Below are 13811 nucleotides of genomic sequence, written 5' to 3' on the forward strand. Positions count from 1 at the left end.
AAACAAATGAAAAAAACAGATACATTTTCACATTATCGTGAAGGAAAATCACAAATGCAGCGCTTTTTAGCGGATCTGGATCCCGGCAATCTCGAATTGCACGACTTCGATCTGTTCGATTGGCTGCTATTTGCAAACAATTTTGCCAGTCATGTAAATTTTTTTGAAAAAGATGCTGATACAGCAATACCAGATAAGAAGTGGGGAAACTTTTTCTTTGGTGATGATACCAATGCTATTCCGCGCCGAGAAAGCGTAGAGTACAAAAGTATGAAAAAACAGGTTACAGATCTTATTTCCCAGTTTGAACAGGACAGCAATCTGACGCCTCATCTTACCCTCTTTGTATGCTTTCTGAAATTGCTGGATTTTTCTAAAAAAGCTTTCAATAATTTAACGAAAAGACATCTGGATTTCTACTATAACGAGATCCTTCAGATTCAGAAGAATGATGCTAAAGAAGACAAAGTCTATGTGATTTTTGAATTGGCAAAAAAAGCAATTCAGGAAAGAATTCCGGAAGGAACACTTCTGGACGGAGATAAAGATGCGGAAGGAAAAAAACGGGTCTACAAAACCAACAATGAACTGATTGCCAATCAGGCAAAAGTAGTTGAAATTAAAAGTCTTCTTAACGACGGCGGAAAACAAGAGCTTAAAATGGCTCCGGTTACCAATTCTGCCGATGGAATGGGCGAAAAATTACCGGAAGGCGGAAACTATTGGTGGCCGTTCGGATACAATGCTGAAGAAACAGCTTCGAACAAATCGATCTATAAAGAACTTCCGAAAGCGAAACTGGGCTTTTCTGTAGCATCATCTTTATTCGATTTAAAAGAAGGAGACAGAACAATTACCCTGAAAATAGATTTCAACCCCAATTCTGTTCAAAAATTAAAAAATCTTGAAAAAGAAGATTTTCAGAACAACATCAAAGTACTTTGCAGCGGGGAAAAAGAATGGTTATCTGACATTGCATTACAATGTACTGAAAATGGAGAAACAGGAAACAAAAGTGATAAAAAACACCGTTTAACCTTTTCTTTAACATTACCTAAAGATTTTCCTGCCATCGTAAAATACAATAAAGATGTTCTGAAGGAAACTTTCCAGACCAACTTTCCTGTTCTCAGATTCATGATTGAAGGGAAGAAATATTATGAAGTCTATGAAGCTTTTTCAGAAGCATTGGTCAACAATATTGAAGTTTCTGTAGATGTAAAAGGGATAAAATCTCTTCAGATTGAAAATGACAATGGAGAACTGAATTCCGAAAAATCCTATTATCCATTTACCGCGCAGCCGATTAAAGGTTCCAATTTTTACATAAAATGTCCTGAAATGTTCTCTAAAAAATGGAAAACCGCAGACATTACCATCAATTGGAAAAACACGCCGGCTTCCATAAAGGATTTATACAGCGGGTATATCATGGAACCTGATACAAATATCAGTCAGCAGGATTTTAACAATTTGAAAAATTCGTCAGTTGTATCAGGAGACGATTATTTTAAGATCGATACAGCTTTATTAGACAAAGAAATCTGGCACAATCAGGAAAGTGATATTGCTTTATTTAAAAAGAATGGGAATGCTTACCTGACACAATTTTCTGTAAAAAGCACCAGTGATGAAGCAGGTACAGGCGAAGCGATACGGGTAAAACTGAAGAAATCTTTATTACAGGACTTGTATCCTAAATTATATACGCTTGTTTTATCAGATCCTCAAAAACTGAAAGTAGTTCCGAACGAACCTTATATTCCTTTTGCGGAAGATATTGAACTGAGCTACAGCGCAACAGAAACTGCATACCATTCTTTAAGAAAAGATTCTGAAGGAGAACTTCTGAAAAGTGAAGAAGTACAGATGTATCATGAAGATGCTTTCGGGCAGTATGAAAAGGAAATCGATACGAAAACCATTGTTCCGGTACATCAGAAAGGAGGCGAATTATACATCGGTCTGGAAGCAGTTCCGCAAATGACGGTTTCCCTTCTCATCCAGATGCTGGAAGGAAGCGAAAATCCTTTAGCCGAAACTTTTGAAGAAAAAGAGTATATCGAATGGAGCATCCTTTCCGGAAATACATGGGTTGATCTTTCAAACTCTATGCTGCAGAATGATTCTAAAAAATTCCTGGAATCCGGAATTGTAAAATTCAAAATTCCAAAAGATATTAATTTAAATCACACAAGATTTACAGATCAGTTAATCTGGGTAAGAGCAAGATCAGGAAGAAGTTACGATGCGGTTTGTAAAGTTCAGGGAATATATACACAGGCAGTTCTGGCAACATTCCAGAATCAGAACAACGATCTGTCTCACTTAAACAACGGTTTGGAAGCCAATACGATTTCCAGACTTATTACCAGAGTTCCGCAGGTAAAATCGGTGAGCCAGCCGTATAACTCATTCGACGGAAAATACAAAGAAACAGATACAGAATTCTACAGAAGAGTAAGCGAAAGACTGAGACATAAAAACAGAGCCGTTACACAATGGGATTACGAGCATCTGGTTTTGCAGGAGTTTCCGGAAGTTTTCAAAGTAAAATGCCTGAATCATACTTCCGAAAAGTCTTACCTCGCTCCCGGATACGTTACGCTGATGGTTGTTCCGAATATTAAAAATAAAAACGCTTTTGATATTTATCAGCCAAGAGTAAGCAGAGCCACGCTGAACAGAATTCAGAATTATATCAATGAATTGAATACCATGCACATCAACGCTCAGGTAATCAACCCGAATTATAAAGAAGCGAAGGTAGAAACAAAGGTGAAATTCTTCGATCAGTATGATGAAACATTTTACACAAAACAATTAGACGAAGACATCAAAAAGTACATATCGCCCTGGGCTTTTACAGACACTAAAGATATTGATTTTAATGTGAAACTGAATGTTAATCAGCTCATTAATTATCTGGAACAACTGCATTATGTAGACTACGTTGAAGAGACCAGTATATTGGTAAATAATGTTTTACAGACACAGTCTTTAATCGAAGTAGATCCGAAATCCATACTCGTATCTGCCAAACAGCACAAAGTTACTATTGCAGAATCGGTATGCCTTTAATAACAAACAAGCAGAAACATAATTATGTCAGAAAATAAGCACATTAGTATACCCAAAAATATAGAAACGCAGGATCAGACCGATTTTCACTTTCTACGCAGAACAGGTATTGAATATATAGAAGGATTAGGAGGAAAACTTTGGACAGATTATAACTCTCACGATCCGGGGATTACCACACTGGAGGTTTTAAGCTACGCCATCACAGATCTTGGGATGAGGATGAATATGAATATGGAAGACATTCTTGCTTCAAACGATGCAAAAAAAGATATTCATACACAATTCCTGAAAGCTACGGAAGTTTTACCTTCCAGACCTTTAACCGAGCTTGATTACAGAAAACTCTTCATCGATATCAGCTTTAAATCCGGTCATCCGAGACCAATCAGCAACTGTTGGCTGGTTCCAAGAAACGAAACGCTGTATGTGGACTGCAAAACAGGACAGTTGGATTTTGAACCTATCGGAGAAAAGACACAGCATTTTAACGTAAAAGGATTGTATGACCTTTATGTGGATTACGCCGATGATATCGACGATAGCGAGAACGAAGATTGCGACAAATCGAATACAAGAGTAAAAATACTGGAGCGCTATCACCAGAACAGAGGTCTTTGCGAGGATCTTGTAGACATCAAAGAAATCGAAACCCAGAAAGTTGCGGTATGCGCCCGCATCGGACTTGTAAATAAAGTAGATGAGGAACTGGTTCATGCAAAAGTACTCAGAGCGATCAACAATTATCTGGCTCCGGAAGTTCATTTCTATTCATTAAAGCAGATGCTGGAAAAAGGTCTTACCACAGATGAGATTTTTGACGGACCGATTCTCAATAATGGTTTTATTGATACTGAAGAATTGAAAGCAAGTCAGTTAAGAAGAGAAGTCCGACTTTCTGATATCATCAGCGAGATCATGAAAATCGACGGAGTGAAGGAAATTCACGAAATTTCTATTGCCGGCTGCGACAGTGCGGTGAAGCAGACCGATGACTGGATGATCTGTATTGAAAAAGGTAAAAAACCGGAACTTTGCGATCTGAGTTCATTCAGTTACACCAAAGGCGCGCTTCCGTTGAATATCAACACTAAAAAAGTAGATGAATATCTCGAAACGTTAAGAAAAGAGGAGGAAGTACTGAGAGAAGATGCCAGACAAAATAAAGAACTGGCTCTGCCACAGGGAACTTCTTACGATATCGGGAATTACGCGACTATTTTAAATGAATTTCCAGATACGTACGGAGTAGGAATTTCCGGAATCATCGGAAATCCAACCCCGGAAAGAGAAGCTCTGGCAAAACAGATGAAAGGATATCTTTTGTTTTTCGATCAGATTCTTGCCAGTTATTTCAAACACCTTGAAAAAGTCAAAGAAGTTTTAAGTATCAGCGGAGGTTTAAAGAGAACGTTCTTTACTCAGGCTCTTAAAAATATCAAAGGTTTTGAAGAATTGGTTTCAGATTATGATGAAAACGAGGACAGACTTACAGATACTTTATACGAAGAACTTGATAACAGTGTGGAACGCCGAAATGAAGTCTTGGATCATTTAATTGCCCGTTTTGCAGAAACATTCAGCGACTACACTTTCCTGATGAAATCTCTGTACGGAAAATCTACCGATGAAATTGTACTGAACAATAAAGAAACATTCCTGAAAGAGTACAAATCACTGAGCAAAGACCGTGGATTGGGCTATAATTATACATTGGATGATAGCGCGAATGTCTGGAATACAGATAATATTTCAGGGGTACAGAAAAGAATTGCCAGATTACTGGGGATTAAAAATTACCAGCAGAGAAATCTTTCTCAAACACCTGTTTCAATTATTAAATCGGTAAGTGACGATGGAAAGGTAAGCTATTCATGGAAAGTGAAGGATGGAAATAATAATATCACTTTATCATCCGTAAATACATTCCATATCGAATATGCTGCAACTAAAAATCTGCATGAAGCTATTTATCAGACCATTCAGATAGACGAAGAAGATCTTAAAAATGCATTAAAACTTTTAAAGGAAAATCAGACTCATTATGATTTGATTGGGAATATTCAGATACGAATGTCTTCCGGAGGGAACTATTATCTTGAAATTATGGATGACAGCCAGCCGCAAAATGTAATGGCTACTCATAAAAAGACAAATCCATACACTTCTTTAGCTGAATTAAAAAAGGGAATTGAAGAATTGGTAAGATATTTCAAATACGATTTTACCGAAGAAGGAATTTTCCTTGTAGAGCATTTGCTGCTGAAACCGGCATTCAAAGATTACAAGCTTATAGGAGGAATCGGATGTATGTCTGTGGAAGATACATTCAAAGTATTTCAGGATCTTGAAGGCATCGGAAGCATGATTATAGGAAAATCTTTTGAAGTATTTCCGAATGACGATGGAGATGTTCTTTCCGGAAATCCGGTAGATTATGCAGATGCTTTAATGTCTTCCTGCGAAGAAGACTGCGAATATGATGTTTTTGATCCTTATTCTTACCGCGTAAGTGTGGTTCTTCCGGGCTTTGCCTACCGTTTTCAGGATCCTGACTTCAGACGTTATGCAGAAACTGTGATCCGACAGGAAATTCCGGCTCATATTCTGGCTAAAATCTGTTGGGTTGGAGATCGTTTAAGTGAAAAACAAACCGCTCAGAACGATTTGTCTGCATTTGAAAAGGCATTTAAAAAATATCTTTCAGATAAAGCAAAAAATAATATTAACAATTTAGGAAACAGCATTCAGAATTTACTGACGGCTCTTACCAACTTAAATAATATTTACAGACCGGGAAGACTCTTAGACTGTGCTATAGAAGATAACGACAGCCTGGACGGAAAAATAATATTAGGACAATCAAACATATAAAATTGAAAAATAATGAATGCTAAATTAGATAATGTAACAACCCAATATAGAAAGTTTAACGAAAATCAGGTACTTACAGACGGGCAGTTAAATGAATTCATAGACTATTTCGAAGATCAGGACAGGCTCTCGAGAACACTTCTCAGCGGTGTGGGAATTGTATGCGGATTTAAATCCACAATTACCAGTTCTAGTCTGGTTCCGGACGTTATGGAAAAAATCGCTCCGCAAAAGGCTGAAAATGCTTTGGATACCATTGTGATAACTCAGGGAGCAGGCGTTACCACAGACGGAGATTTAATTACCCTTCGTACAGGAAAAGATAAATCTTCAGACGTTACGATAGATTTCGATACCAAAAATTACAGATACTTCAGAGAGTATAAAGACAAAGTGAGGTATGATCATTTCCGAATCGGAGAAGAGCAGATTCCCTTATTGGAACTGGCAACCGAAGACGAACTGAAGCAAATGGAGGTTAAAGGATTAGATACAGGAAGCTTTAAAGACATTAAAACTCTGGAAAAACTGAATGAAAAAATCATCATCCTTTATCTGGAAAGCTATTCTAATGACGAGACTCCTTGTGAAGATGCCGATTGTGATAACACCGGAGCAGAGCAGGTTTCTGATCTTAAAGTGCTTTTGGCAGATTTTCAGTCTGTTTCTGATCTTATGGCGAATGGAAATGCAAAAGATACGCTGTATAAAATTCATAATTCTTACGAAGAACTTTTTGACCGCTTACCAAATATTGAAGCGAAAAGAGTAATTCTTGATCCTAAAATTGAAACAGCCGGTCAGCTAAAAGCAAGATTTCGCAGCGCTATGGATTCTGTTACCAGATTGTCTGAAGGTTTTGAGGCAATTGCAGGTACTTTTAAAATAGACATGAATTTCAGCGGCTTATCGCTCTTCAATAAACTGAATACCTTATTGTCTGCATCTTCCCCAAGACTGGATGATTTTCAGTACAGATATGATCTCCTGAAAGATCTTATTGATACCTACAACGAAATAAAAGGACTTATCTTACATCTGAATGCAGAATGTTGTCCTTCTATTGCATCATTCCCTAAACATTTGATGTTGGGATATGCCGGAGGTTCTTTGGAACTGGGAGAATATGCAGCTTTCCGTCACGGATTTTATCATTCACCCATCACAACTCAGGATGATGAAAATTATGAAAGGCTGATATTGCTTGCCAATCGTTTTGTGCAGAAAATCAACGGATTTCAATCGTATATAGGCCCCGTTAAAATTACACCATCCAATCTTTATGTAAGATTAGGAGAAAAAGCAATTCCATATTATTATAACGTAGATAAGACTTTACTGGATAATTGGAATTTTGAAAAAACAAAGACAGACAGAGAAACCTATAATTTAAGTTATCATACTGCGAACTTATCATCAGAAGATCATATTCAGAATCCCCTGAATTATAATATCGACAACAATGATTTTTACAGAATTGAAGGACATCTTGAACTGCCATACGAAACAGCGGTACAGAATATTAATGATCTTAAAGTAAAGTACGGACTGGCTTTTGACGTTAGCGTTTTACTTTTAAATAATGGTAAAAAAACGGATGATACATCTGAAGAGCCCAGAAAAGTTTCTATTGAAGAACTCAGAAATAAATTACTATCCATTTCCAATGAGATCAGCAAAGAAGCTGGCGATCCTAAAAATGCGCTCCTTAATTTATCGAAATTAGACAGCGATCTTAAATTATTGAATAAAGCTAAATTTGAAACCCCTTCCGGAACATCAGACGATGTAACGATCGTAAAAGAAGATCCCAGAAAAGAAGAAATTTCTACAGAACTTTTAAGCGATTTTTTAGAAAGAAAATCCGGCTTGGAGCATCTTTCCGGTGTAGAACCGGGCGGAACATTTGTTTTGATCGCAGAGTCAAAGGCAAACAATCAGGTTATTGCAGACTTCTCATTGCCTTATTTATGCTGTTCCAAAAAAGATCCTGTGTTCTTATCATTACCTTCAGGTAAACTTTGCCAAAATGAAAAACCGGTTCTTATGACAATCGTTCCTTTGGATGGTCAGGTAAAAGCATTTGTAAACGGAACAGAAATATCCGCCATTACCCAGACCGGAGGACAAAGTTATTTTGATCCGGCATTGGTTGGCGCAGCTTATCTCGGACAAACCATTACTTTCACAGTTAATGATGATCCTGTGGATACTCAAATGATTGTTAATGAAGTTCCAAATGTTACGGTAACAACAGGAACTCCTGTAAATGGAGAAAACCCTACAAATCCTACAGCAACGGTAACATTTACTGTTTCCGGTAATAATTTAGGTAATCTTGACTATAACTGGAATTTTGGTGACGGTCAGTTAGTTACTGTAACGAAACCAACTCCTGATGCAAATGGAGTTGTAAGTCAATCTCATACCTATAATCTGGTTGCTGGTCAGGAAGATACGTTCAACCCGATACTTTCTGTGAGTAATGGAAGTGGATGCAGCACACAATATACGATAGCCCCTATAAAACTGAAAGGGCAGTCGCTCGTTCAGTGTCTTTCTAGTCTGGAGATTACCGTTCAGTACAATGAAAGCTTAGGACCATGTCCCGGAAATCACAGATGTAATAGCGCGAAATTCAATTTAATGGCGAACGGAGTGTACAGAATCGGTGGAGTGAACCTGAATAATGCAAGTGAAAGTCTTGAAAACGGACAATCACGTCCTAATGGTGAACTTAGAGGACCAAACAGGATTAATACCTTCTTCCTGAGTCCTACGGATGCACAGTCTATCGCAGCCACAGATCTGAATGGGGAAGGATTTATATCATTCTCTTTAGTATGTGCAGACAATAGCTGTCATGATGGTGTTGCATGGACTACATTAAAACTTGGCGGAGTCGTGATTTATGACGGATGTCCTAGAAATAATTTCTTAACAATTAATCCTTGTACAGGAGAAGTAAAACCATAATAGTATGAAACTGATTGATACATATGAAAAAGACGGAATTACTATCGAGGTAAACAGCTTATTAACTACAAAAGATTCTGTGATTGATATAAAGCAGATTTTTATCCTGAACGATGTGGTGTATATAAGTTTCGATACTGTACAGGATAGAATTCTTATGTCGGAAACAGCAGAGATTTTTATCCGGAAGTATAGGGAATATTTAAATACACTTACAAAAAAAGTATTTACTGCCCAGTCTTCCTGTAAATGCCAGACTTGCCAATAAGTTCAGTTAAGAATCAGAGCAGTAATTAAAATAACACCTTAGAAAATACATCTGTCTAAGGTGTTGTTTAAATCATTTTAACAAATCATTAAAAATGAACAATAATGAATAATCAATTAAATAATATACCGAATCCATACCGGAAGTTCATTAAATTAAGTGATGTATCTACCCAATACCGCAAATTCAGTAAAGGACAGTACATTGAGTATACTCAGTTCAATGAGTTTTTAGACTTTTTTGAAGATCAGGATCGTTTATCCAGAGTAATGCTTCAGGGAACAGGTATAGTATGCGGTCTTAAACCTGAATTTACCTATTCCAATAAAAAACTCAACAGCATAAAACTTTCGCAGGGAGTTGCAGTTACAACCGATGGAGATTTGCTTACCCTCAGCAATACGGGTAAAGTAAGCGAAGAACTATATGTAAGCGATCTAAAGACAATCAGTATTGATAGTAAAGAATATACTCATTTTAAAAAATACGACAATTTTAAAGTAAATTATCCTGCATTTTATGATGAAAACGGAGGACAGATTGAACTTTGGGAACTGGCTACAGCTCAGGAAGCAACTTCAGATTTTCAGCAGGTAGCCAACTTTACGGATCTCGAAGATCAATACCTGATGCTCTATCTGGAAAGCTATGAAAAAGAAGTAAAACCTTGCAGAGGAGTAGATTGTGATAATCATGGAATCCAGCAGATCCGAAATCTAAAAGTATTGGTTACAAACGAACAGGGTGTTAATTATATTCTTCAGAAAGACCGTATTCAGCCGCATCCGTTATTTATAGAGGATATATTAGGCTCGGTAAAGCAGGAACGCGTTATTTTGGAAAGACTTATTAAAGAAAAGGGAATTGAAGCACAATTTTCCTTTGCAGATTTAAAAAGTCTTTACACAGAAGTTTTGGAAAGAAACAACTATGGTGAACTTGTTTTTAAAAAAATCAACGAAATTTCTAAATTATTTAGACTTTCTGCTGCAGATCATTCTTCCTTTAAAAAAGTTTTGGAAGGATGTCTTAGCCTGCCATCGGGTTTTCAGTATGCTTATGATGTGGTAAAAGATTTAGCGGATACGTATTCGGAAATTATCAGGCTTCTTCCTAAAACATTTACAAAATGTCTTCCCGATTTTGCTTCTTTTCCTAAACATATTATGCTGGGGAAATTAAATTCAGAAATGAAGCTGGACTCTTCAAGACATCAGTTTTACAATTCACCGGTCTTGGATGATGAAAAGGCGATGCAGAAAGTTAAAACATTAATTAGCCGTTTTAATCTGCAGGTACAGAATTTTAAATATCCAAACCGCCATGTAGAAGTAATGGAGAGTGATATACCAATAGAAGCGGAATCCGCCATTAAAATTACTCCGTCTCAAAAGTCAGACCTTTTAGGAAATAGAGCGATCCCATTCTATTACAGAATTACTGATGAGTTTCTGAAAGTCTGGGATTTCAATAAGATACGAACTCCGTCTTTCCGTAATAATGCAGGCTATAATGCGGGTATGTTTTCACAGGAAGCCTATGTAAAGAAACCATTGGATTTTAACATCGACAGAACTCCGTTTTATAATATTGAAGGACATCAGGGAATGCATTATCAGGATGCTTTTGATGAAATAAAAAAGATCAGAGACAAGCAGCAGCTGGGATTTGATATTATGCTTTTGTCATTTAAAGAATTATTGAAAAATAAAGATCTTTCAAAAGCTTACTTTAATGAATATATTGATAAATATTCGGGTTTAGAACATAAACTCGGAGTTGCAAAAGGAGGTACTTTTATCATGGTGTATGATCATATTGGGAGAGATGAAGTTATTGTGGCAGATTTCTCGCTTCCGTACATCTGCTGTACGCCGAAAGTGAAGATTAATCTGACTTTACCTGATACGACTATTTGTGCCAAAGCAGAGAAAATTCCGTTTACGGTATTCCCTTTCAACGGCATCGTAACGGCAAATGTAGATTCTGATCTGAATGGCGGAGTACAATTAATTGATGGATTGTATTTCTTTGATCCTGCATCGGTAAGTCAGGAATTACATAACCAGCCAATTAGCTTTAGCGTTAATGGAAAATCTACAGATTGTACCATTACAGTGATTACAGAACCGCAGGTGAGAATTGTCGTGGAGAAAGTTGATCTTCCTGAGTCTGATTCAACATCAACTGTTGTGAAATTCAAAATATCAGGAGATCACTTCATGGATTATCAGTACAGCTGGGATTTCCTTGATAACGGAAGTCAGGTAATTCAAAATCCGGATTCGGAAGGTTTTGTTACTCATACATTCAATAATCTTTCTCCGAGAAAAATTCCGAACATAAAAGTAAAAGTTATTGGAGGCGGATGTGAACAGAATGTATCTCTTGAAAATTGGTACGTAGAAACTCCCATCATTATAAAAGGTATCGTCTTCGAGAAAGGAGGAGATTGTTGTGAAGGCCGTGTTCCTAAATAAATATCAAAATAACGAAGGGTGCCTTTATTCGATTGAAAAATCAAAAAATCACCCTTTGTTTATTAAATTTAATAACAATATAAAAACAAAACAATGGCAGCAGAAACATGCAATATTTCGTTTAAGATAGATTACACATCTTCTAAGCCAATAAAAAGCGCAATTGCTTATTATAAAAATAAAAACGAGAATCCGTCTGATCCGTATTCCGAATACAATATAAGCCCCATTCCAAGCTCTTCAGACACCGTAAAGCTTCCTTTTATTCCGGATCAGGGAGAATACGAGCTGATTATAGAATTGATGGATGAAGATGGAGTAGCGGTTAAAGAAAAAAGCTTATTTAAAATAGGGAACTGTTATCCTGTAAGCTGTGAAACCCCGATTATCGATAAGTTGGAAGTCCTTTCAGACGGGCAGATAAGAATGGTCTATACAGTTACCGCTACCAACCTTTCAACACCAGAATATCAGATTGCAACTGACAATGGATTTAACAATATAGTCGGTTCCAGAGTTGGATTCAATTATACCCAGACTGAGAATTTTGATATGACGAATATTCCCAATAACACGGTTCTTTACGTGAGAGTAAGAAAGCACTGCTCGAATCAGCAAGGAACCTCGAATTGGTCTGTTATCGCACAAATTACTTCTAAAACATGGTCCGTTAAAACAGCTCCATACACTATGAATCCTGCAGTTTGTGTGTCAAGTGATAAAGAATCACCACTAGAAGAAGGTATTTGCTACACAGGGAATAAGTGGACCAAGCAGGTGAATCTAATTACATCCACTCCACAGATAGGAAGTCAGCTCTATCTGTCCGATGGAATCACACTGGCCACTCCAGGAAATCTTTCAAGTTTTGATATCGGAAATTTAACTAATTTCAATAGGTATGGTATTCGATGGGTTAGATTTTCCAGCTATAGTAATAATATTTATGATGTAGATCCGTCAACGGCCACAATACAGGGATTTTCTCAATTTTTTAAATGCTAAGCTGTTAATTAAAAGAAACAGTAGAAATTAAAATAAAAATCCTCAAGAAATTTTGAGGATTTTTATTCTATGATAAAGCTTTCTATCACCTTCTGTTATTTTTACGCCTTGTACTGATGATATTGAAGAGTTTTGCCACATCCTGAAGATGAATTTCAAAATCTTCGTAATATTCATTCAGAGAATGAAGGGTGATAATGCCTCGTTCCACATCATGATTGATGATTCTTTTGACGAGAATCCCTTTTTCTTTGTGTACGATGACAAAATCCCACTTATCATAATGCAGCTTGCTCATCCAGTAATCCTGACGGATATTTCTGCATAAAATAATATCGCCTTCAAGGTAACTTTCGTAGGAGCCGTCGTCCATACTGTCTCCCCGAACTTCGAAACACATATATTCGCCGCGGTGTTCCACATCATCACTGAAAGGAATCGTGGGTAAACTTTCTATATATTCCTCGTCTGCAAATCTGCTCAGATATCCGGCTTGTGCGTATTGGTTCGCCAGCGGAACGTACATGATCTTTAGATCCGAATAAGCAACCGGCGATGCGCTGTTATCAGGTTTCTGCTGCTGTTCCTGCAGCATGTTTTTTACAAAATAAGCAGTGGTTTCCGGTATCTTTCTTTCGCCTTTTTCCCAGTACTGAACAGCTCTCGTACCAACTCCTATCGCTTCGGCGATCTCGGCCTGCTTCATCTTTAATTTCTTTCTGATCTCTTTGAATTCTAAGTTGGTCATTTTGATATGTTTATCGTTATTTATGAAAAAATACGCAAAATATTTTTCTTTTTTATTTTGAAATACGAACAATGTTCGTATATTTGTCTCGTTGTTAAAACAGAATACGGCAAATGTACAAAAATTATCACAACAATTTAATAGATATTTGATGCTTTTTAATTTTTTTTGCTTTAATATGGGTTGTTAATCAAATATTTAAAATTGTTTATGTGCTTTTTGTTGACAGACAGAAGATAAAGTTTCAATAATAGAAATCACTGTAAAAAGTGCGCTTTTATATTGATATGAGTATTTTTATTATTGATTTTAAATTCCTTTTTACGAAAAATGTGCATTTTTTAAACTGGTAATGCGAACATTTGCTGTTTTGTTTTAA

General features: G+C 36.7%; 7 protein-coding genes. 6 read left to right on the forward strand and 1 reads right to left on the reverse strand.

Annotated elements, in window-relative coordinates:
- The first annotated feature begins 6 nt into the window (after nt 1-6).
- The 6 genes from AC52CF_RS06500 to AC52CF_RS06525 all read left to right on the forward strand — a co-directional run bounded on the left by AC52CF_RS06500 (nt 7) and on the right by AC52CF_RS06525 (nt 12684).
- On the forward strand, nt 7-3081 hold the full coding sequence (locus tag AC52CF_RS06500; protein WP_375182117.1) for a baseplate J/gp47 family protein: 3075 nt from the start codon (nt 7-9) through the stop codon (nt 3079-3081).
- Between the two features lie 24 nt (nt 3082-3105).
- On the forward strand, nt 3106-5955 hold the full coding sequence (locus tag AC52CF_RS06505; protein WP_375190986.1) for a baseplate wedge protein: 2850 nt from the start codon (nt 3106-3108) through the stop codon (nt 5953-5955).
- A gap of 12 nt (nt 5956-5967) precedes the next feature.
- Nucleotides 5968-8931, forward strand: a complete 2964-nt coding sequence (locus tag AC52CF_RS06510) for a PKD domain-containing protein (protein ID WP_214590337.1) — start codon at nt 5968-5970, stop codon at nt 8929-8931.
- A 4-nt stretch (nt 8932-8935) separates the two neighbouring features.
- On the forward strand, nt 8936-9199 hold the full coding sequence (locus tag AC52CF_RS06515) for a hypothetical protein (RefSeq protein ID WP_214590336.1): 264 nt from the start codon (nt 8936-8938) through the stop codon (nt 9197-9199).
- Between the two features lie 104 nt (nt 9200-9303).
- Nucleotides 9304-11679, forward strand: a complete 2376-nt coding sequence (locus AC52CF_RS06520) for a hypothetical protein (protein WP_214590335.1) — start codon at nt 9304-9306, stop codon at nt 11677-11679.
- Nucleotides 11680-11772: 93 nt separating this feature from the next.
- Nucleotides 11773-12684 carry a hypothetical protein gene (locus AC52CF_RS06525; RefSeq protein ID WP_214590334.1) on the forward strand — a complete coding sequence of 304 codons (912 nt, stop codon included), beginning with the start codon at nt 11773-11775 and terminating at the stop codon, nt 12682-12684.
- Between the two features lie 85 nt (nt 12685-12769).
- Here AC52CF_RS06525 and AC52CF_RS06530 read toward each other — a convergent pair whose 3' ends face one another.
- Nucleotides 12770-13432 carry a S24 family peptidase gene (locus AC52CF_RS06530; protein ID WP_206608152.1) on the reverse strand — a complete coding sequence of 221 codons (663 nt, stop codon included), beginning with the start codon at nt 13430-13432 and terminating at the stop codon, nt 12770-12772.
- Nucleotides 13433-13811 lie beyond the last annotated feature (379 nt).

The sequence above is a fragment of the Chryseobacterium sp. 2P genome, from assembly GCF_059579425.1.